13 protein-coding genes are annotated in these 20,879 nt (G+C 68.7%); 5 read left to right on the forward strand and 8 right to left on the reverse strand.

Features of this window, described 5'->3' with window-relative positions:
- The first annotated feature begins 70 nt into the window (after window positions 1–70).
- On the forward strand, window positions 71–1,570 hold the full coding sequence (locus JHN45_RS07375; protein WP_201048441.1) for an MFS transporter: 1,500 nt from the start codon (window positions 71–73) through the stop codon (window positions 1,568–1,570).
- A gap of 240 nt (window positions 1,571–1,810) precedes the next feature.
- The gene (locus JHN45_RS07380) at window positions 1,811–3,637 is read left to right on the forward strand and encodes a long-chain fatty acid--CoA ligase (protein ID WP_201048442.1); all 1,827 of its coding nucleotides are present in this window, start codon (window positions 1,811–1,813) and stop codon (window positions 3,635–3,637) included.
- A gap of 12 nt (window positions 3,638–3,649) precedes the next feature.
- Here the strand turns inward: JHN45_RS07380 and JHN45_RS07385 are convergent, their stop codons facing one another.
- From JHN45_RS07385 to JHN45_RS07400, 4 genes are read right to left on the reverse strand one after another with little or no spacing between them, the layout of a single operon-like run.
- Window positions 3,650–5,701, reverse strand: coding sequence for a PQQ-dependent sugar dehydrogenase (locus JHN45_RS07385; RefSeq protein ID WP_201048443.1), 2,052 nt, complete (start codon window positions 5,699–5,701; stop codon window positions 3,650–3,652).
- On the reverse strand, window positions 5,698–10,320 hold the full coding sequence (locus JHN45_RS07390; RefSeq protein WP_307783053.1) for a glycosyl hydrolase family 28 protein: 4,623 nt from the start codon (window positions 10,318–10,320) through the stop codon (window positions 5,698–5,700). The genes JHN45_RS07385 and JHN45_RS07390 overlap by 4 nt, the downstream gene beginning before the upstream one ends.
- Window positions 10,321–10,332: 12 nt before the next feature.
- On the reverse strand, window positions 10,333–11,160 hold the full coding sequence (locus JHN45_RS07395) for a Tat pathway signal sequence domain protein (RefSeq protein WP_201048444.1): 828 nt from the start codon (window positions 11,158–11,160) through the stop codon (window positions 10,333–10,335).
- Window positions 11,161–11,164: 4 nt separating this feature from the next.
- A complete protein-coding gene (locus tag JHN45_RS07400; RefSeq protein ID WP_201048445.1) occupies window positions 11,165–12,340 on the reverse strand; it encodes a glycoside hydrolase family 105 protein in 1,176 nt (391 codons plus the stop codon).
- Window positions 12,341–12,878: 538 nt separating this feature from the next.
- Here JHN45_RS07400 and JHN45_RS07405 point away from each other — a divergent pair.
- Both JHN45_RS07405 and JHN45_RS07410 read left to right on the forward strand, forming a co-directional pair.
- Window positions 12,879–13,715 carry an aldo/keto reductase gene (locus JHN45_RS07405; protein WP_200710206.1) on the forward strand — a complete coding sequence of 279 codons (837 nt, stop codon included), beginning with the start codon at window positions 12,879–12,881 and terminating at the stop codon, window positions 13,713–13,715.
- 192 nt (window positions 13,716–13,907) lie between these two features.
- On the forward strand, window positions 13,908–14,603 hold the full coding sequence (locus JHN45_RS07410; RefSeq protein WP_201048446.1) for a glycoside hydrolase family 75 protein: 696 nt from the start codon (window positions 13,908–13,910) through the stop codon (window positions 14,601–14,603).
- Window positions 14,604–14,717: 114 nt separating this feature from the next.
- Here JHN45_RS07410 and JHN45_RS07415 read toward each other — a convergent pair whose 3' ends face one another.
- Window positions 14,718–15,422: an SDR family oxidoreductase gene (locus JHN45_RS07415; RefSeq protein WP_200710204.1), complete on the reverse strand. Its 705-nt coding sequence runs from the start codon at window positions 15,420–15,422 to the stop codon at window positions 14,718–14,720.
- Between the two features lie 102 nt (window positions 15,423–15,524).
- Entirely contained in the window at window positions 15,525–16,454 is a 930-nt protein-coding gene (locus JHN45_RS07420) for a trans-aconitate 2-methyltransferase (RefSeq protein WP_201048447.1), read from the reverse strand.
- Window positions 16,455–16,603: 149 nt separating this feature from the next.
- On the opposite strand from JHN45_RS07420, the gene JHN45_RS07425 reads away from it, so the two are divergent.
- Window positions 16,604–17,383, forward strand: a complete 780-nt coding sequence (locus JHN45_RS07425) for a phytanoyl-CoA dioxygenase family protein (RefSeq protein WP_201048448.1) — start codon at window positions 16,604–16,606, stop codon at window positions 17,381–17,383.
- A 108-nt stretch (window positions 17,384–17,491) separates the two neighbouring features.
- Here the strand turns inward: JHN45_RS07425 and JHN45_RS07430 are convergent, their stop codons facing one another.
- Both JHN45_RS07430 and JHN45_RS07435 read right to left on the reverse strand, forming a co-directional pair.
- Window positions 17,492–19,207: a glycoside hydrolase family 6 protein gene (locus JHN45_RS07430; protein ID WP_201048449.1), complete on the reverse strand. Its 1,716-nt coding sequence runs from the start codon at window positions 19,205–19,207 to the stop codon at window positions 17,492–17,494.
- A 102-nt stretch (window positions 19,208–19,309) separates the two neighbouring features.
- The gene (locus JHN45_RS07435) at window positions 19,310–20,791 is read right to left on the reverse strand and encodes a cellulase family glycosylhydrolase (protein WP_201048450.1); all 1,482 of its coding nucleotides are present in this window, start codon (window positions 20,789–20,791) and stop codon (window positions 19,310–19,312) included.
- Window positions 20,792–20,879 lie beyond the last annotated feature (88 nt).

Raw genomic sequence — 20,879 nt, forward strand, 5'->3', positions numbered from 1 at the left:
TCGGCGGTGATCGTCCGGGAGGAGCCCATCGTACGGAGAACCGATGGTCCGGGACAGGGGAGTTGAGGACATGCGTACATGGGGGCCGCTGACGGCGGTGTGCCTGGGCACGTTCATGTTGTTGCTGGATGTGACGATCGTGGTGGTGGCGCTGCCGGACATGGCGCGGTCGCTGCACGCGTCGTTGAGTGATCTGCAGTGGGTGGTCGACGGGTACGCGCTGGCGTTGGCCGCGCTGCTGCTGGGGTTCGGGGCCGCCGCCGACATTCTGGGGCGGCGGCGGGTGCATGTGGCGGGTCTGGTGCTGTTCGCGGTGTCGTCGCTGCTGTGCGGGCTCGCGGGCGGGCCGGGCGCGCTGGTGGCCGCCCGGGCCGTGCAGGGAGTGGGGGCGGCGGCGATGCTCGCGACCACGCTGCCGTTGCTGGGCTCGGTGTATCAGGGGCGGCGGCGGTCGGTGGCGCTCGGGGTGTGGGGCGCGGTCAGCGGCGGGGCCGCGGCGGTCGGGCCGGTGCTGGGCGGGGTGCTCACGGAGGGGCCGGGCTGGCGGTGGATCTTCTTCGTGAACCTGCCGGTGAGCGTGGCCGCGGTGTGGCTGACGCTGCGGGTGGTGCCGGAGTCGAAGGGTCCGCGCGGGATGCGCATCGACTGGCTCGGGACGGTGGCGTTCGCGGGGTTCGCGGGTGGGGTGACGTACGCGGTGGTGCGGGCCGGGGAGGACGGCTGGGGTGCGACGCCGACGCTCGTGTCCTTCGCGCTGGCGGCGCTCGCGCTGGTCTGTTTCGTGCTGGTGGAGCGGCGGGTGGCGCATCCGCTGCTCGATCTGGCGCTGCTGCGCAAGCCCGCTTTCGTGGGGGTGATGGCGGGCGGGCTGGCCTTCAACGGGGTGGCGTTCGGCGGGATGCCGTATCTGTCGATCTGGCTGCAGACGGTGCTGGGGATGAGCCCGGTGCGCGGCGGGCTGACGCTGTTGCCGCTGACGGGGGCGGCGGTCGTGGTGTCGGTGCTGGCCGGGAAGCTGCTGCACGGGGTGCCGGCCCGGCTGACGGTCGGCGGCGGGCTGCTGTTGATCGGTACGGGGTGTTTCTGCCAGGCCGTGCTGGGCGCCGGTTCGGACTGGACGGCGCTGGTGCCGGGGCTGGTCCTGGTGGGGGTCGGTACGGGGCTGGTGGCGCCGGGGATCGCCGGGGCGGCCCTCGCCGCGGTGCCGGCGGAGCGGGCGGGCATGGCGGGCGGCGCGATGAACACCGTACGGCAGCTGGGGTACGCGCTCGGTGTCGCCGTGTCCGGGACCGTCCTCACCTCGCGGATGCGGGACACACTCCCGCACGACGCGGCGCACACGCTCGCGGGCGGCGGGGCGGGGGCGTTGCGCGGGGTGTTCTCCGAGCACGCGCTGCGGGCGGCGTTCGCGTCGGGGCTCGACTCGGCGTTCGTGACGGCCGGGTTCGTCGGTACGGCGGCCGGTGCGCTGGTCCTCGTGCTGGTGGGTGCCGGTCGGGCGAAGCGTGGCGGGGTGACGGAATCGGGCGCGCGGGCGCTGAGTGAGGAGGAGACGGCGTCGTCCGGGTGACGTCGCACGAGGGGGACGGCGGGGGTAATCGGGTCGTACAGATTCAGTGGAGATTACGGGGCCGAAACCTACGGAACCGTAAGGATTTCTGTCCGACCCTTCCCCTTGTGAGGGCATTTTCCGGCGCTGACCTGTGCGGACGTGAGGACTGCTCTGATTCCGGCCCCCTCCCGCCCTTCCGTCCGGTGGGGTAGCTTTCACCGCGCTGTGGGGAGCGTCGACAAGAGCGGGGAGCGGGGTTTGCGCGAGTTCACCAACCCTCCGTTGGCGTTGGCGCCGCCGGTGGGCGGTCTGGCCGACGTCGTGTTCGAGCGTGCCCAGGACGACCCCCTCCACGTGTCCCTCGGCCGCAAGGACGAGCAGGACGAGTGGCGGGACGTGACCGCCGCCGAGTTCCGCGACGAGGTCCTCGCCCTCGCCAAGGGCCTCCTGGCCCGGGGCGTCCGCTTCGGCGACCGGGTCGCGATCATGTCCCGCACCCGCTACGAGTGGACGCTGTTCGACTTCGCGCTGTGGACGATCGGCGCCCAGGTGGTGCCCGTCTACCCCACGTCGTCGGCCGAGCAGTGCTTCTGGATGCTGCACGACGCGCAGGTCTCGGCGGCCATGGTCGAGCACGAGGACCACGCGATGACCATCGCCACCGTCATCGACCGCCTCCCCGCGCTGCACCAGCTGTGGCAGCTGGACACGGGCGCCGTGCAGGAGCTGTACGACGCCGGCGCGCACATCGAGGACGAGGTGGTACACCGGCACCGCCAGGCCGTCACCCCGGAATCGACCGCGACGATCATCTACACCTCGGGCACCACGGGCCGTCCCAAGGGCTGTGTCATCTCGCACGGCAACTTCATGTACGAGGCGGACACCGTCATCGACCGCTGGGAGTCCGTCTTCCACTCGAAGAAGGGCGACGAGGCGGCGACCTTGCTGTTCCTGCCGCTGGCGCATGTCTTCGGGCGGATGGTGCAGGTCGCGGCGATCCGCGGCGGGGTGCGTTTCGGCCACCAGCCGCAGCTCAACGCCGCCGCCCTGCTGCCCGACCTGGTCGCGTTCCGGCCGACGTTCATCCTGGCCGTGCCGTACATCTTCGAGAAGGTCTTCAACGCGGCCCGCCGCAAGGCCGAGAAGGACGGCAAGTCCGGGCCGTTCGAGAAGGCCGTCGACATCGCGGTGAGGTACGCGGACGCGGTCGAGGAGAAGGCGTGGGGCATCGGCCCCGGCCCGTCCGCCGGACTGCGGATGCAGCACCAGCTGTTCGACAAACTCGTCTACTCCAAGGTGCGGGCCGCCATGGGCGGCCGGATCCGCAACGCCATGTCCGGCGGGTCGGCCATGGACCGGCGGCTCGGACTGTTCTTCGCCGGTGCGGGGGTGCAGATCTACGAGGGCTACGGCCTCACCGAGTCGACGGCCGCCGCGACCGCCAACCCGCCCGAACGCACCCGCTACGGCACCGTCGGCCAGGCGGTCCCGGGTGTGACCGTGCACATCGCGGACGACGGCGAGATCTGGCTCAACGGCCCCAACGTCTTCCAGGGCTACCTCAACAACCAGAAGGCGACCGACGAGACCCTGCACGACGGTTGGCTCGCCACCGGCGACCTCGGTTCCCTCGACGAGGACGGCTATCTCACCATCACCGGGCGCAAGAAGGAGATCCTGGTGACCTCGGGCGGCAAGAGCGTCGCGCCCGGGCTTCTGGAGGAGCGGGTGCGGGACCATCCGCTGGTGTCGCAGTGCATCGTCGTCGGCAACGACCGCCCCTACATCGCCGCCCTCGTCACCCTCGACCACGAGGCCGTCGAGCACTGGCTCACCATGCGCGGCAAATCCCGGATGACACCTGCGGAGCTGGTGCGGGACACCGACCTGGAGACCGAGGTGCGACGCGCCGTGGTCGCCGCCAACACCCTGGTCTCGCAGGCCGAGTCGATCCGCACCTTCCGTATCCTGGCCCAGCCCTTCACCGAGGAACACGGTCTGCTGACCCCGTCCCTGAAACTGAAGCGCAAGGCCATCGAGAACGCCTACGCGAACGAGGTCGAGGCCCTGTACCGGGCCTGAACTCCCCCTCCCCTAGCCGATATTGACTCGGAAGAGCTTGTCGGAGCCGTCGGGCTGGTTGCCGTTGTTGTCGCAGTTGGTGGTCGACAGCCACAGCTGGTCGGCGCCGGGGACCTTGGTGACGGTGCGCAGACGTCCGTACGTTCCGACGTAGTACGCGGTCGGGGTGCCGACGTTCTCGGTGTCGCCGTTGATCGGGATGCGCCACAGGCGTTCGCCGCGCAGGGACGCCATGTAGACGACGTTGCGGACGATCGCGATGCCGCTGGGCGAGGCCTCGTTGACGTTCCAGGTGGCCTTGGGGTTGGTCATGCCGGCGACGCTGCACGTCCCTTCGCAGGTGGGCCAGCCGTAGTTCGCGCCCGGCTTGATGAGGTTGAGTTCGTCCTTGGAGCTGTTGCCGAACTCCGCTTCCCACAGGCGGCCGTTGCGGTCGAAGGCGAGCCCCTGCGGGTTGCGATGACCGTACGAGTAGACGTAGTTGCCGAACGGATTGCCGGGCGCCGGTTTCCCGTCCGTCGTCATGCGCAGGATCTTGCCGTTGAGGGAGGTCTTGTCCTGGGCCAGGTCGGGGGTCTGGGCCTCGCCGGTGGAGACGTAGAGGTAGCCGTCGGGGCCGAAGGCGAGGCGGCCGCCGTTGTGGTAGCGGTTCTTCTTGATGCCCTGGAGGAGGATCGTGTAGCCGGTGAGGGTGGTGCCGTCGTACGTCATGCGGACGACGCGGTTGCCCTCGGACGCGGTGTGCATGAAGTACACGTAGTGGTTGGTGGCCCACTTCGGGTCGACGGCGACGCCGAGGAGGCCGCCCTCGCCGTTGGTGGTGACCGCGTTGGGCACGGTACCGACCTGGGTCCGGGTGCCGTCCTTGGTCGTCTTCCAGACCCGGAAGTCGTCCCGCTCGGTGACGAGGGCGCTCTGGCCGTCGGGCATCCAGTAGGTGCCCCACGGGATGGTCCAGCCGGTGGAGAGCGTGGCGATGGAGGACGGGACACCGCCGTCGCCCGCGCAGGCCTTGGTCGTGAAGGTGACGGTGTTGCTCGGCTCGGAGAGGTTGACGGCCGCGTCCCGGGCTACGACGTTCAGCGTGTACGGGCTGTCGCAGGCGAGGCCGGTGAGGGTGGTCGAGGTGCCGGTGGTGACCGTCTTGTATACGGTGTCCCCGCTGCGGATGTCGTATGCAATAACCGCACGGTCGTCGGTGGAGGCGCCCCAGGCGAGGTCGACGGTATTCGATGTGATGTCGGCGGTCGACAAAGTACCGGGCCGGGTGGGTGGAGTGGTGTCGGAGCTGGGCTTCGTCGTGCAGTCGACGACCGGGCTGGCGGGCGAGGTGTTCCCGGCCGCGTCCCGGGCGATGACGGTGAGGTCGTAGGTGGTGTTCGGGGCGAGCCCGGTGAGGGCCTTGCTCGTCGAACTCCCAGGCGCCTCACCGATCTTGTTGCCGTGCTCGTAGAGGTCGTACGCCGTGACACCCACGTTGTCGGTCGAGGCGCCCCAGGCCAGCGTGAGGCCGTCCTCGCCGATGTCCGAGCAACTCGGCTGGCCTGGCCGGGTCGGAGCCTGTGCGTCGGCCGCGGTGCCGACGGTGATGCGGTCGAGGTTGGGGCCGCCGTTCGCGGTGGTCGCGGTCGCCCTGATCCTGTCGGTGCCGGCCGTCAGCGGGACGTTCACGGTCTTCGTGGCCCAGGTGTTCCAGTCGGCGGTCGCCGGGAAGGAGACGGCGGGCGCGACGACCGTGCCGTTGACGGAGATGTCCAACGGGCGGTCGACGGCGGTGCCGTTGGCGTAGCGCAGGGCGACCGACGCTGTGCCGGCGGCGGTCGCGCTCACCGTGAACTCCACATACGAACCGGTGACGTTGGTGTAGTCGACGAAGCCGGTGCCCGTGTAGCCGGTGTGGTTGGTGGCCACGGTGCCCTGGACGACGGTGGCGTCCTCGGCCTGGTAGTCGGTGCTCGCGGCTTGCACGGCTCGCGCGGCTTGCGCGGTGGGGCCGGTGAGCCCGGCGAGCGGTACGGCGAGGGCCAGGGAGAGGCACCACGCCAGGATTCTTTCGCGTTTCATGACTGTCCCCTCAGTCCGTCGTCGACCGGGTTCACCCGGATCAGCCGGGTCTCGCCCGGCCGTAGCGTCGCGCTGTACGAGTCCGCGATCGTGCCCTTGTGGGAGCCGGACCAGAGGTCGGTGACATCGCCGGAGCCGGTGAAGCCGACCTGCGACCAGTTCACGGAGACCGTCGCGCTGCCGGACGTACCGGTGTTGAACAGCGCGACCACGTAGGCGCCGTCGCTCTCGCGCTTGCTCCAGACCTGCTTCACACCGCTGTTCACCACGCGTTTCGCGGCGATGCCGTCCTGGTCGACGCCGATGAGACGGTCGTTGGTGAGCATGGCCTTGTCGACGGTGTCGAGGTGGGTGAGATCGGTGCCGAGCAGCAGGGGCGAGCCCGCCATCGCCCACAGGGTGAAGTGCGAGCGCCGCTGGTCCGCCGTCAGACCCACCTGATCGCCGTTGCCGACCTCCAGCGAGTCCAGGTCGTTCCAACCACCCGGCCCGGCGTACGGCTGCCAGGACGCGGCGGTGTTGAAGCGGGCGGAGACGTGCGACCAGTCGGTGAGCGGATAGCCGCTGCCGTTGGCGCCGGGTCCGCAGTAGCACTCGACGTCGCCCTGGGTGCGCCAACTGTTCGCGTATTGGCGCCAGGTGGAGGCGTCGGCGATCGGAAGGTTGTTGGAGAGCGCGAAGTTGACGGGCCGTCCGCTCGCCCGTAGGGCCTTGTCCCAGGCCTTGACGTCGGGGATGTCGGCGCTGCCCACGCCGTCGATCTTCAGGTAGTCGACACCCCACGAAGCGAACTGCTTCGCCCACGAGTTGACGAACTCCTGCGCGCCCGGCTTCCCGTAGTCGATGTAGTACATGTTCTTGCAGTTGTAGTTCTTCTCGGTCCTGGTCGTGTCCGCGATGTCCTTCGCGTGGTACGAGGTGCCCTCGATCGGGGTGTTCGCGGTGACCGCGTTCTTGGCGATGCCCGGCGTGACGTAGAAGCCGAACTTCAGTCCCTTGGAGTGGATGTAGTCGGCCAACGCCTTGATCCCGGAAGGGAACTTGGCCGGGTCGACGGCCCAGCGGCCGTAGGAGTCGACGGTGAAGCCGTTCGCGTCGCACTTCTGCCAGAAGTCGTCGAGGTTGACGTACACGAAGCCGTGGTTGTCGAGGCCGCTCGACACGAGGGCGTCGGCCTGGGCCTTGATCTTGGCCTCGGTGGGGGTGCGGCGGACGTAGCTCCAGCTGCTCCAGCCCATGGCGGGGCGCAGGGACTGGCCGTTGTCCGACATGGGGGTGAAGGTCGCGGGGGTCGCGTACGACGTGCCGATCCATGCCTCGTCGATCCGCAGCCGCTTGTAGCGGGTGGTGTCGGTGGCGGCGGCCCAGGTGGAGTCGACTTCGAGGCGGACGTAGCGGGCGTTGGCGGCCGTGATGTCAATGCCCTGGATTCCGCGGCGACTTGGCAGCTCTCCGGTCTTGACCGCACTCCCCCAGGTGGTGCCGTCGCTACTGAGGAACACCTTGTACGCCTTGATCCGGGCCGACTGCTCGGTGTCGGAGCGGGCGTAGGCCACGGAGTCCTCGCGCTGGTTGAGCCCGATGTACTGCACCTTCTTCGAACTGCCCAGGTCGAAGGTGAGGTTGACGGGCAGGGTCTTGCCGTTGTCCCAGTAGGTGAGGTAACTCCCGTCCCCCGCGGCCGAACCCGCGTGGCCGCTCGCCGAGGCGCTCGCGCTCACGGTGACGCCGGACAGGATGCCCTGGCGGCCGGCGGTCGTGACCTTGAAGACGGTGTCGTACGGGTCCCAGCCGCCGAGACCGCTGAGCGTGAGCACTCCGCCGGACTGGGACCACGAAATCGGCGCGCCGGTACGGAGGTTGGTGACGGAGGCGATGCGGTAGCCGTTGTCGCGGACGCGCAGGGTGCCGGTGGTGGGCGGGGTCAGGACGTGGATGTACTGGAGGTCGGGGTTCGTGCGGCTGATGGTGGTGACGCCGTGGGCGCCGTCGTTCCAGAAGCCGGGTTTGAGGCCGCCGTACATGTAGCCGCCGCCCTCGGTGCCGTGCAGGGATTCCCAGATGGGGTCGAGGTAGGAGTTCGCGAAGTTGTTGAAGGCGGCCTGGTTGGCCGGGAACTTGCCGTTGACCTGGGCGGTCTCCGCCATCAGCGCCTTGACCGAGGAGCCTGCGTTGGTGACGAGCCGGCCGAGGGTGAGCGCGCGGTCGACGGCCGGGTCGGAGCCGTCGTACCACCAGGCGCCGGTGGACGGGAGCTTGAAGTCGGCTTCCGTCAGGCGGGGTTGTGCGGTGTAGACGGCCTGCGGGTAATCGTATGCGGGCGACATTCCCGTCTTCTGCTCGTTGCTGATCATGTCCATGATCGGCGTGTCTTCGTTGTTGTTGCTGAGCGTGTAGTTGGGGCGCTTCTGGTAGATCTGCTGGTAGAGGTCGTGGCTCTCCCAGTACGCGTTGTCGTTGTCGATCCAGAAGCCGCCGAGGTCGGGATAGCGGTCCATGACCTCGAAGAAGTTGTCGTAGCTGAACTGCCCGAAGCCGTCGCGGGTGGTCAGGTCGACGTTCGTGCCCTTGTAGGCGGAGTAGGCGGCCGAGTCGAGCCACTCGTGGCCGCCCTCGTCGTGCCACTGCGGGTCGTCGGTCATGTAGAGGACGACCTTCATGCCCTTGGCCTTCGCGGCGGTGATCAGCTCACCGAGGAAGTCCCGTTTGGTGGAGCAGGATCCGGGGATCTTCGAGGGCCAGGGGCGGGCGTAGCCGAGGCGACTGTGGAACGTAGCCAGTACGAGGTATTGCGTATGCAGTTTCCGGGCCTCGTTGATCCAGTAGTCGGGGGTCCAGCCGCCGTTCGTGACGTCGTTCTCCCAGGCGGTGCAGCTGGTGTGGGCGGGCGCGGTGCGCAGGCCCCAGTGCAGGAAGAGGCCGCCGACGGAGCCCCGGAGGAACTCCTGGCGGGGGTTCTCCAGGTCGAGCGGACGGGCGGCGGCACCGGCCGAGCGGGTGCTCGTGGTCTCGCTGATCGCACCGGTCGCACCGACTGTGCTGGTCGCCCTGGTCGCGCTGGTCGCGCAGTTCTCGGTGGAGCCGGTGCTGGAGACGCGTGGCGCGCCGGCGCCGCTGACGCAGTAGCCGGTCACGTCCTGGAAGCCCAGGTCGTAGGGCGAGTTGGTGCCCCGCTGGGCGGTGAAGCCGGTGAAGCGGATACCGCTCGCCGCGTTCGCGATGACGGCGGGCCGGCCGTCGTTCGCCGCGAACTTCACGGAGCTGTCGGTGAATTGGACGTTGTCGGCGTTGTGCAGGTACCAGCCGTAGGCCGGCCGGGTGCCGATGGCCTTCGGGTTGTAGTCCTTGGGGTCGTTGCCCGGTACGCCGGTGGACATAGTGCCGTTGCCGCCGGGGACGGTGATGTCGACGTTCGTGAAGGTGATCCCGCTGATCCGGTGGCCGGTCTCGCCCCACAGGGTCGGGCTGAAGGAGGGGCTGTTGCCGGTGGCCGTGATGTTGTCGTAGGTGACGTCGCTGATCGAACCGACGCCCGGACTGTTGCCGCAGCGCTTCCGTGTGCCGATCTTCTCCATGATCGGTGAGTGGACACCGGTCATGGTGATGTCGCGGTAATGGACGTCGGAGATCTTCGCGCCGTCCATGGAGACCATGCCGAGGCCGGACTTGTCGGCGCCCTCGATCCGGATCTTCTGGAACTGGTAGTCCGAGAAGTCGCCGCAGGTCTCGGAGCCGAACATGAGGGCGTTGCAGCATTTGGCCGACAGATACGAATCACTCACGCGCACATGGCCGTTGGGGAGTTTGGCGCCGAGCGCGTAGTCGCTCTTGAAGACGAGGGCGTCGTCGTTCGCCTTGATGCTGGCATTGGTGACGGTGACGTTCGTCGTGGAGATGATGTTCCAGCCGTCGCGGTCGCTCGCGGTGTCGATGGTCAGCCGGTCCGAGGTGACGTTCGTGCAGCCGTTGATGAGCGCGGCGAAGTGGCCGCCCCGGCGCAGGGTCAGCCCGTCGCCGATCCGGAGTCCGTCGCAGCGCGTCAGCGACAGGATCTTGTCGGCCTCGCCCGACTTGGGGTTGCCGGTGATCAGGTTGCCGAGCCCGTCGATGACTCCGCCGCCGACGAAGCCGATGTTCGTGAGCCTGTCACCGTAGATCATCGCGTTGTGGAAGTGGCTGTGCCCGTAGTCCTGGTACTGGTCGTACGGGTTGGTCTCGGGGGCGTCGTAGGTGTCGGCGGACGAACCCTGGATCGTGGCGCCGGTGTCGACCTGGAGCGTCACGTTGCTCTTCATGTGGATGGTGTTCTTGGACCTGTAGGTGCCGGCGGGGAAGCGGACCGTGCCGCCGCCGGCCGAATTGGCCGCCGTGATGGCCTTGTTGACGGCCGGGGTGTCGTTGGCGGAACCGTCGCCCTTGGCGCCGTAGTCGCGTACGTCGTAGACGGCGGCGTGCGGTGCGGAACGGCCCGGCGGCGCGGGAGGTGCCGCCGCGAGGGCCGAGGGGTGGGCGAGGCCGAGGACGACGGCGAACGCGAAGAACACGCTCGCCGCCCAACTCCGTTTGTACATGGGTGGTTTCAGACGGGACTTCATACGGGACTTCGTGGGGGGTTTCACGGAACGGGCTCCTCACACGAGTTGGTAGCCGCGGAGATCGGTGAGCAGGAGATAGGTGTCCTGAAGGGACCCGGAGGTGTCGCCGAGGGAGCGGTAGATGCCCCACTTGGGGCGGACCCGGTCGGCGAGGAAGGTGTCGACGCCGGTCCTCGACTCGTCGATCACGGTCGTGGAACCGGACTTGAGGATCCAGCGGACCGAACCGGCCATGCCGTTGCCGACCTTGATCTGGAAGTCGACGTCGGTCCACCGGTCGTGCAGCGGATCGAGGCCGGTACGGCCGACCAGGACACCGGCGATCGGCAGGTTCAGCTCGATGGTCTGCACCCCGTTCACCCGCCGCAGCGACTGGACGACGATCGGCGAGGTGCCGTTGCCGGGCTGCTTCATCTGCATGATGTGCGTGAAGGTTGTGGTCGCCTTCAGGGAGCTGGGGATGTACATCGAGTACGTGATCCGCCAGGTCTGCCCCTGGGTCCACTTGAGGTAGCCGCTGCTGCCGGTGCGCAGCCCGGTGACCTCTTGCCGCTGCCGGTCGGTCGACGTGTCGCGGTCGACCGTATGCATATTGAAGCGCCAGTTGTTCCCGGCCGCGTAGATGTGCGGGTGCCCGGCCGGATGCGAGTCGGCACGGTCGTCCTCGACGGTCTCGAAGGCGCCGAGACCATCGCCGCTCGCGGTCGGCGCCCACTTCTGCTGCCAGGAGGCGGCGGGGGCCGCGGCTGCAGGGGTGGCGTGCGCCGGGCCGACGTGCGCGGACGGGGCGGCGGGCAGGCCGACCGCCGCTCCAGCGGCTCCGCCGAGAGCGGCTCCGAGAACCCCCCTTCTGGACGCGTTCATGACACTAATCACCTCGCAGTTGTTCGTTCATGATCAGGAAGGCACCCAGGCCGTGGAAGTCGTTGGTGGCCCGGGTGCGGCCGACGTAGTAGGCGTAGTCGCCGACGTTGGTGCCGACGGAGATGTCCGTGAGGTCGGTGCGGCCGTCGGTGCCGACCGAGAGGCGGGCGAGGACGCCCTCGTAACCGCGCCTGGCGACGTCGGCGAAGTGCCGGTCGAGGTAGCCCTGTTGGGCGCCGCGCGAGAGGGCGTAGGTGAACATGCTGGAGCAGGACGTCTCGGTCCAGTTGTCGCTGCGGGCGCCCTTGTCCATGACCTGGAACCAGCGGCCGGTCGCCGGGTCCTGGTACTTCTCCAGTCCGGCCGCCAACCGCCGGAAGATGGCCAGGAGTTGGGGCCGCCGCGGATGGTCGGCGGGGAGTGCGTCGAGGACGTTCGTGATCGCCATCGCGTACCAGCCGACCGCGCGGCACCAGTGCTCCGGCGCGAGTCCGGTCGCGGGGTCGGCCCAGCTCGCGGTGCGCGACTCGTCGTAGGCGTGCTTCAACAGGCCGTTGGCGACCTGGAGATGACTGCCGTAGACGTACAACTGCTTCGACGCCTCGTCGTTCGCGTAGGCGCTGTCGCCGAACTCCTTGCCGTACTCGACGAGGAACGGGTTCACCATGTAGACGCCGTCCGCCCAGAGTTGATGGGCGCGGCTGCTGTTGTCGGCGTGCCAGAAGCCGCCGTCGGCCGTGCGCGGGTAGGTGTCGAGGCGGTCGCGGATCTTCTTGGCGGCCTTGCGGTAGCGGTCCTGACCGGTCTCGTGGTGCAGGATCACCAGGAGGCGGCCGGCCTGCATGCTGTCGAGGCTGTTGAAGGACTGGTCGATCGAGCCGTCGCTCTTCACGAAACGGTCGACGTAGCTCTTGATGTAGGTCAGGTAGCGGGCGTCGTGGGTGCGCTTGTATGTGAGGTACTGGCCGTAGAGGTAGAGACCGACCGGGTAGGACCAGCCGCCGATGGTGCTCGGTGTGTAGCGGGCCGTCGTGGAGTCGACCACGGCCGCGGACCAGTCGGGCGCGGCGGCCGGGCGGCTCGCCGCCACCGCCGTTTCGAGCGGCGGGGCCGCTCCGGTCAGGGTGACGGTGGCGAGGGCTGCCGCGGTCAGGGCCGCTCGCAGTCGTCGGCGTCTCATGTTCCTCCCTTTCGTGGGCTGTTGACCGACTGATCGGTTCGTGGACTGTTGACCAGCTGATCGGTTCGTGGTCTATTGACCGACTGATCAGTTGGTTCGAGCGAAGGGGCACCCGCCCGCCGTCGCCGGTCCGCGTGCCGTGCGCGGCCGTGGTCGACGAGGCCTTCACCACACCTTTTCATCCGATGTTTCCTGCATACGGTGCACTGTCTGCAGAAACCCGGCAGCAGTCTGCTGGTGTGCGCATACCTGCTCTCCTGAGGAGTTGGGGGGTCCCGGAGTCCCGACAGGTGCCAGCGTTCACATGCACGTATCGCGTTCACGGACGCGTCCGGCGGCGTGTTTCAGGGTTGCGGCACGACGGTCCGCGGTCAATGGTCCGGACCGAAAAAGGTCGGATGCATTTCTCGCCATTCTTCGTCCGGCCACGCCGATCCACCGGTGGGTCCGGACGGATTTCGCGGTCAGGAATGCACCACGGGCCGTGATCGTTGACGATGGGGAGTACCCACCCGACGACTGAAGGATCGAGAGCTTCGTGAGCAGCAAGGTCCCCCCGATCATCCTCAACAACGGTGTCGAGATGCCCCAGCTGGGCTTCGGCGTCTGGCAGGTGCCGGACGACGAGGCGGAGCGGGCGGTGGCCACAGCACTGGAGGCCGGGTACCGCAGCATCGACACAGCGGCGATCTACGGCAACGAAGAGGGCACCGGCAAGGCCATCGCCTCCTCCGGCGTCCCGCGCGAGGAGCTCTTCGTCACCACAAAGCTCTGGAACGCCGACCAGGGCTACGACGCCACGCTGCGCGCCTTCGACGTGTCGCTGGCGAAGCTCGGCCTGGAGTACCTGGATCTGTACCTGATCCACTGGCCGACGCCGGCCCGGGACAAGTACGTCGACAGCTACAAGGCGTTCGAGAAGCTGCACGCGGACGGCCGGGTGCGCGCCATCGGCGTCTCCAACTTCGAGCCCGACCACCTGGAGCGGCTGATCGCGGAGACCTCGGTCATCCCGGCGGTCGACCAGATCGAGTTGCACCCGCAGCTCCAGCAGCGGGCGGGGCGCGAGTACCAGGCGGAGCAGGGCATCGCGACCGAGGCATGGTCGCCGCTCGGCTCGGGCCGAGGCCTGCTGGAGGTGCCGGCGATCGTCGCCATCGCGCAGAAGCACGGCCGTACTCCGGCCCAGATCGTGCTGCGCTGGCACATCCAGCTCGGCAATGTGGTGATCCCCAAGTCCGTGACGCCGTCGCGGATCAAGGAGAACATCGAGGTCTTCGACTTCAGCCTGGACACCGAGGACCTCGCGGCGATCAGCGCGCTCAACGAGGACCGGCGCCTGGGTCCCGACCCGTCGACGTTCAACGCGGCCTGACGCCAAGACACTTGGCCTGAACCGCAGGTAGGACGAAGCGCCCCGGAGTCCAACTCCGGGGCGCTTCGCGGTACTTGGTCCGGAGCTTCGCGGTCACTTGGTTCGGACCAGGGTCTTGACGCGGGCATGCCTATGGGGCCACCTTGTTGCGCACCCGGTAAGGAAACTTTCCTAACAGAAGGGTCCCCCACAGTGCGCATCCGAACACTGACCCTCGCCGCGGCCTCAGGCGCCGCCCTGCTCGCCGCCGGAGTGCTCCCCGCGAGCGCCTCCTCCGGCGCCACCCCGAAGTCCGCCCAGGAGGGCACGGTCAGCGCGGCCGACCTGCTCTCCAAGGTGACGTCCTGCTCGCAGATATCGAACGGCAAGTACCGCACCGACGACGAGACTTCGGCCACCATCCCGGTCTGCGGCAAGAACGGCGCCGTGTTCTGGAAGGCCGACATGGACATCGACTGCGACGGCCAGCGCACCACGAACTGCAACGAGAACGCCGACCCCTGGTACCAGGACGACACCGCGTTCCACCAGTCCAACGGCAAGCCCCTGAAGGCCGATTCACTGCCCTACATCGTGGTGCCCAGCTCCAGCAGCATCTGGAAGTACTCCAGCTACGGCATCAAGGGCGGCGGTGTGGTCGCCGTGATCTACAACAACAAGGTCGAGTACGCCGTCGTCGGCGACACCGGCCCCACCAACATCATCGGCGAGGCCTCCTACGCCACCGCCAAGGCCCTGGGCATCGACCCCGACCCGGCGACCGGCGGCGCCGACTCCGGCGTGACGTACATCCTGTTCAAGAACTCGACGGTGTCCCCCATCGAGAGCCACAGCGCGGCGGTCTCGCTCGGCGACCAGCTGGCGAAGACGTTCCTGCAGAACAACTAGCGTGCGGGTGAGGTCCGTTGTGACGAGACCCGTCGTCGCGATCGGTCGGGTCGCGGCAACGGGCCTCGCTCGTGGGCGGGTTGGGCCCGCTACGTCAGTCGGGAGCCCGCTACGTCAGTTGGGCTGCCCGATCGGCCGTACGACCACGGTGTTGATGTCGACGCCGGCGGGCTGGCGGATCGCCCACAGGATCGTGTCGGCGATGTGGTCGGCGGTCAGCAGACGGCCGGGCGGCGGGCTGCCGTTGCCGTCCCAGAACGGGGTCTCCACCCGGCCCGGCGCGACCAGCGTCACCCCGATGCCGAACTCCGTGACCTCGCGCCGGGTGTTCTCGGCGAGACCGGTCATCGCCCACTTGGTGGCGCCGTAGATGTTGCCGGGCGTGTGCACGAACCCGGCGACGCTGCCGATCAGCACGATCCGGCCGTGCGTCTGCTTCAGCGCGTCGACGGACGCCCGGATCAGGAGGGCGGGACCGAGGACGTTGGTCAGCACCATCTCGGTCCACCCGGCCGGGTCGCCCTCGGCGACCGAGTCGTGCGTGGCGATGCCGGCGTTGGCGACGACCGCGTCGAGCCGCCCGAACTGTTTCAGCGTCGTCTCCACGGCGGCCTGCACCTGGTCGTACTCGGAGGCACTGCCCGGAATCGTCAACAGGCCCGCGGGATGTCCCAGTTGACCGGCGAAGTCGTGCAGCCGCTGCTCGCTGCGGCCGGTGACGGCCACCCGGCCGCCGGCGCTGAGGAGTTGTCTCGCGACGGCCGCGCCGATCCCGCTGCCGCCGCCGGTTATGAGTGCGACGTGAGAGTTGTCGTTCATGGTGATGAGGTCCCCCCGTGGTTCGGTGAACTCCGCGTTTCCGGAAGGGCAGTTCATCATCTTGAGCACTCTCGAAGTCAAGCCGCCGAGATCACGGGCCGTTCACACCGGCCGCACAGCGGTGTGCACGGTGTGCGCGGCGAGCACGAACACATCGGCGCGCCGGTGCACACCGGCCGGGTCCCGCGGGTCGACCAGCCGGTCGAGGGTCGCCCGGTCCTCGGCGCCCAGGGCGTCGCCGTAGACGTCACGGACGCGGGTCAGCCAGGTCGCGACATAGGCGCGGACCCGGTCCGGGGCCGGGGCGGGCAGGTCGAGGAGGAAACTGCGGCTGCCGGTGTACTTCAGGCCGGCCGAGGTCAGGAGTGCGGACCAGTCCTCGGTCTCGGTGACGGCGCCGGGGAGGTCGGCGCGCATCTGCGCGAACCACTCGGCCTCGATCGCGTCGATCCGCGCCTCCAGGCCCGGGCGGCCGATGCCGAAGTCGCGCGGCAGGAACCGGGAGGGCAGCCCACCCTCCATGATGGCGAGGGTGCCGCCCGGGGCGAGTCGCTGCGCGAAGGCGACGAGACCGGCGCGCTGGTCACCGAGGTGATGCAGACTGCGGCTGGCCCACAGCAGATCGGCCGGGTACTCCAACTCCCCCAGGACATCGGGCAGTTCACCGGTCAGCGTGCCGAAGCGGTCGCCGAAGCCCAGCCGCTCGGCACGGGCTTTGGCCCGTTCCAGAAGCGGTCCGGAACCGTCCACCGCCACGACCCGCGCGCCAGGAAACGTCTCCGCGAACAGACACGCGACCACACCCGGTCCACTGCCCGCGTCGACGATCAGCCCCGGATCGGTCCGCTCCTTCGCCAGCCACGCCATGGCCCGCTCGTACAACGGCGCGAACAACTCCGCCTGGGTCTCCAGCAGGGGGCCCATGACGGCCCAGTCGATGTCGGTGTGGTCGTGGTGGTGAGCGCGCTTCTCGTCAGGGTGGGCATGCTGGTCGTCGTGGTGGGCGTGCTTCTCGCCGTGCTCGTGCGCCATGGTGGTCAGCCTCTCCTCCGGGTGCCGCCAGCCTGCGCCGACGCACCGGCCGGGGGCCAGTTCCGTTGCCGAAGCGGCAAAAACGGGGTACCAAAAGGGGCAGTGAAAATGGGGTGCGGCGGGGGCCGCCGGTCGCCGAGCATGCCCGTATGGACGACACGGACGACGTGATGGTGGAACGCTTCCTCGAAGACGGGTTCGTGAAGATCGAGGGCGCCTTCCCGCCGCGCGTCGCCGCCGACTGCGCGCGGCTGCTGTGGCGGGAGACGGGCTACGACCCGGACGATCCCGGCACCTGGAAGGATCCCGTGGTCTGGGTACCGGGCATGGGGCAGGGCCCGTTCGCGGCGGCCGCCAACTCCCCCGCGCTGCACGGGGCGTTCGACCTCCTGGTCGGCGAGGGACGCTGGGCGCCGCGCTACGGTCTGGGCGCGTTTCCGCTGCGCTTCCCGCACGAGGACGAACCCGACGACGCCGGCTGGCACATCGACGGGAGCTACACCCCCGAGGGCGAGACCTGGCCGTTCGCCAGTCTGCGCTCGCGGGACCGTGCGCTGCTGATGCTGTTCCTGTTCACCGAGGTGACCGAGGACAACGCCCCGACCCGCATTCGTGTCGGCTCGCACCTCGACGTACCGCCCCTCCTGGAACCGTACGGCGAGGCGGGGGTGTCCGGTCTGGAGATCGCCCCGCGACTGGTCGAGGCCACCGCCCACCGCCCCCTCGCCTACGCCACCGGCAGCCCCGGTGACGTGTACCTGTGCCATCCCTTCCTGGTCCACGCGGCCCAGCCGAACCACGGCACCCGGCCACGTTTCCTGGCGCAGCCACCGCTGATGCCGGCGGTCCCCTTCGAGCTGGACCGCCCGGACGGCGACTACTCGGCGGTGGAGTTCGCGATCCGGCAGGGGCTGGCGGGGAAGGGCTGACCCCGGCGGACCCCCGCGCCTTGAGGGGCGGGCGCGGGGGTGTATGCCATGTGCGATGCGTTACACGATCACTGTCTGCGTCTACTGCGCGCGATTTCTGTATGCGATCTACAGAGGCGGGTAAGCGTTCGCCATCAGCTGCTGGAACTGCGCCGAGAACCAGTGCCCGGACAGCGGGGCGTTCGGCAGCGCGCCCGACATGTTGTTGCCGTTGCGGGCGTTGCCCGTGTACGTCGGGTCGCACATGCGGTCGAAGCCCTTGCCCTCGTCGTTGGCGATGGCCGTGCTGGAGCCGTCCGACTCACCCGGCGGCTTCATCCACACGTAGGCGTCGATGCCGGTCGCGGGGGCGGCCTGCGGACGCTCGCCGAGGCCGGCTCCGGACTGGTTGCACCAGTTCCCGACCTGGATCCGGCGGTCGTAGCGACCACCGTCGACGTACGTGTCCACACTGGTCGTCGCTCCGGGACCGGTGGGCCGGGCCGAGCCGCCCCAGCCGTTGCGGGAGGTGTCGATCAGCATGCCGATACCGGAGTTGAAGCCCACGGACACCAACTGGTTGCGGAACGCCTGGGCGTACGACAGCTCGTCGACGTAGCGGTTCCAGTCGACCCACTTGGACTGGCGTACGGAGACACCGTTGACGCTGTCGTTGATGGTGAAGTTGTTCTCTTTCAGGGCGCTGTAGTTGGCCGTGTTGGTGATGAAGCCGGCGACGTCGTTGACGGTCGCGCCCTCGGCGTTGGCGGCCTGGTAGAAGAGGTTCGCGGCGGGCGCGAAGTTGTCGTCCCAGCCGAGCCAGCCGTGGTGTCCGGCGTCGATGTAGTTGTAGACGTTGGGGATCGCGCCGAGCTTGTTCAGCGCGTAGCCGACGCCCTTCACGTAGTTGCCGTTGGCGAGCATCGTGTCGCACTGCGGGGTGGCGGTGGCCTTGCTGCCGGTGTTGGTCACGAGGTTGGGCAGCGAGTCGATCTCGATCGTGGTGACGATCCGCAGCGAGGCGTACTTGCTGTCGGCGAGGATCGCGGCGATCGGGTCGATGAACTCGGTCTCGTAGCGCCCGATTTCGGTCGGGCCGAGCTCTCCGTTCGAGGCGAGGGCCGCGCAGTCGCGTCCGGGCAGGTCGTAGACGACGAGTTGGACGACCTCTTGGCCGGTGCCCTTCTGGGCGAGCGCCGCGTCGAGGTGGGCGCGCAGGCCCATGCCGCCGTTGACGCCGTTGATGGCGGCGATGCGGTCGAGCCAGACGCCGGTGGGCTGGTTGGAGATCCGGCTGCCACCGGTCTCGGCGGCGGCCTTCGCGGACCACTCCGGGTTCACGTACACCTTGGCGCCGGCGTACGGGTTGTCGACCCGCGTGCCGGGATCGGTGCCGCCACCGCCGCCTCCCCCGCCGCTGCCGTCGTCGACGTTGCAGGTCACGCCGTCGAGGGTGAAGGCGGTCGGGAGCGCGTTGGTGCCGCTGTAGGAGGCGTTGAAGCCGAAGCTGACCGAACTCCCGGTCGGCAGGCTCGCGTTGTAGGTCTCGTTGGCCGCCGTGACGGCGGTCCCGCTCTGGCTGATCTTCGCGTTCCAGCCGCTGGTGACCTTCTGGTTGCCGGCGTACGCCCACTTCACGGCCCAACTCGACTTGGCGGCCGAGTTGTTGGTGATCGTGACGGCGGCGGTGAAGCCGGTGTCCCACTGGTTCTGCACCTTGTAGTCGACGCTGCACGGGATCGCGGCGATGCCGACGTCCGAGGAGGGGGTGACGGCGACCGCCGTCCCCGAGGCCCCGGCGACGAGCACCAAGGCAGCGAGCAACGCTGTTCTGGTACGGCTCATGAGTGCGGGTTTCCTTGTCTGGTAAGGAAGTTGGTTGCGGGTGCTGTGGTGTGCGCTGTTCGGTGTGTGCTGCTGATGTGCGCTGTCGGTGTGCGGGGGCGCCTATCCGTTGAGGGCGCGCAGGTGGTCGCGCAGCCCGATGCCGTACGCGGTGGGCGTGCCGGTGTAGTCGGAGATCAGCGACGGACCGGCGGAACAGTCCCAGGTGTTCCAGGTCCAGCCGAGATACGAGAGCCCGCGGTCGTCGAACCACTTCATGACCTGGTCGACGAAGGCGTGCGAGCAGGTGTTCTCGCCCATCTCCCCTGCCACCAGCGGTACTTGGGCCGCGACGGGGGCGAGGGTGGAGTTCCAGCAGCTCTCGCTCGCGCAGGTGTTGAAGTTGTACACGTGGTACGCGGCGACGAGATTGCCGGTCGGATCGGTGGGCTTGTAGGCCAGCCACTGGCTGAGGTCGTTGGAGTACGCGAGCCCACCGGCCATGATCACGTTCTTGGCGCCGGTCGACCGTACGGCGTCGACGAGATCCTGCATACCGGCGACCTCGTACCCGATGCCGGGGCAGGTGCCGCCGTCCCGCCAGCACTGCCACGCCTGGGTGGTCGTGGAGGTGGCGCGGTCCGGATACGGCTCGTTGAACAGGTCGAACGCGACGGCCTGATCAGCCTTGAAGGTGCTGGCGACCGAGGACCAGAACGACGGGGTGTACTGCGCGTCCGGCATCGGTTTCTGGCAGGTGGCGTGCACGTCGGAGCAGCCCGCCGAGTTGCCGGTGTACTGGCCGTAGGTCCAGTGCAGTTCGACGATCGGTGTCATGCCGTGCGCCTCGACCTTCGCCACCAGGTCCTTGACGGCGGCGATGTAGTTGGCGCCCGCGTACTCGGGCTTGATGTTCGAAAGGCCCAGCCAGCACTCCTCGTTGAGCGGAATGCGGACCACGTTCGCCTTCCAGTCGGCGATCGCCGCGACGGCCGCGTCGTCCACCGGGCCGTCCCAAATGCCGTAGCCCTGAACGCACATGAACTCGCCGCCGGAGCGATTGACGCCGAGCAGGCGGCGGTTGGTGCCACCCGCGTCCACGAGCTTGTTGCCGGAGACGTGCAGCGCGGGCGCGCTGCCGCTCGGTGGCGGTGAGGTCGGAGGCGGCGAGGTCGGTGGTGTCGGCTCCGAATCGACGTTGCAGGTCGTGCCGTTGAGCTTGAACGCGGACGGTACGGCGTTGCTCCCGGACCAGTTGGCGAGGAAGCCGGCACTCACGCTCGCGCCGGTGCCGAGCGAGCCGTTCCAGCTCTCGTTGGTCGCGGTGACCGTCGTGCCGGACTGGGACCATTTGGCGTTCCAGCCCTGGGTGACCTTCTGGCCACCGGCGAAGTCGAAGGTCAGGCTCCAACTGGTCACCGGTGCCATGTTGTTGGTGATCTGCACTGCGCCCTGGAATCCGGTGCCCCACTGGCTGGTGACCGAGTACTCCACCGTGCACGCGGGGGTCGCGCCGGACGCCGTGACCACCGGAACGACCATGGCCCCGACAAGGGCGGTCGCGCCGGCGACGGCTAAAAGGATTGAACGCGGGGGGTGTCGCATGAGCGACTCCTTGCAGCTCGGGCGCGTCGTACGGACGCGTCGACTGACGGAATCGCTCCCACTGGTGTCCAGGAAGGTAGCGCCAAGT

It is taken from the genome of Streptomyces sp. MBT53 (assembly GCF_016654115.1).
Lineage (GTDB): Bacteria > Actinomycetota > Actinomycetes > Streptomycetales > Streptomycetaceae > Streptomyces.

Coding starts and splice junctions, on each gene's coding strand:
- JHN45_RS07400 (WP_201048445.1), bottom strand. CDS start 12,340: ATGAGACGCCGACGACTGCGAGCGGCCCTGACCGCGGCAGCCCTCGCC.
- JHN45_RS07395 (WP_201048444.1), bottom strand. CDS start 11,160: ATGAACGCGTCCAGAAGGGGGGTTCTCGGAGCCGCTCTCGGCGGAGCC.
- JHN45_RS07375 (WP_201048441.1), top strand. CDS start 71: ATGCGTACATGGGGGCCGCTGACGGCGGTGTGCCTGGGCACGTTCATG.
- JHN45_RS07415 (WP_200710204.1), bottom strand. CDS start 15,422: ATGAACGACAACTCTCACGTCGCACTCATAACCGGCGGCGGCAGCGGG.
- JHN45_RS07425 (WP_201048448.1), top strand. CDS start 16,604: ATGGACGACACGGACGACGTGATGGTGGAACGCTTCCTCGAAGACGGG.
- JHN45_RS07420 (WP_201048447.1), bottom strand. CDS start 16,454: ATGGCGCACGAGCACGGCGAGAAGCACGCCCACCACGACGACCAGCAT.
- JHN45_RS07385 (WP_201048443.1), bottom strand. CDS start 5,701: ATGAAACGCGAAAGAATCCTGGCGTGGTGCCTCTCCCTGGCCCTCGCC.
- JHN45_RS07430 (WP_201048449.1), bottom strand. CDS start 19,207: ATGAGCCGTACCAGAACAGCGTTGCTCGCTGCCTTGGTGCTCGTCGCC.
- JHN45_RS07435 (WP_201048450.1), bottom strand. CDS start 20,791: ATGCGACACCCCCCGCGTTCAATCCTTTTAGCCGTCGCCGGCGCGACC.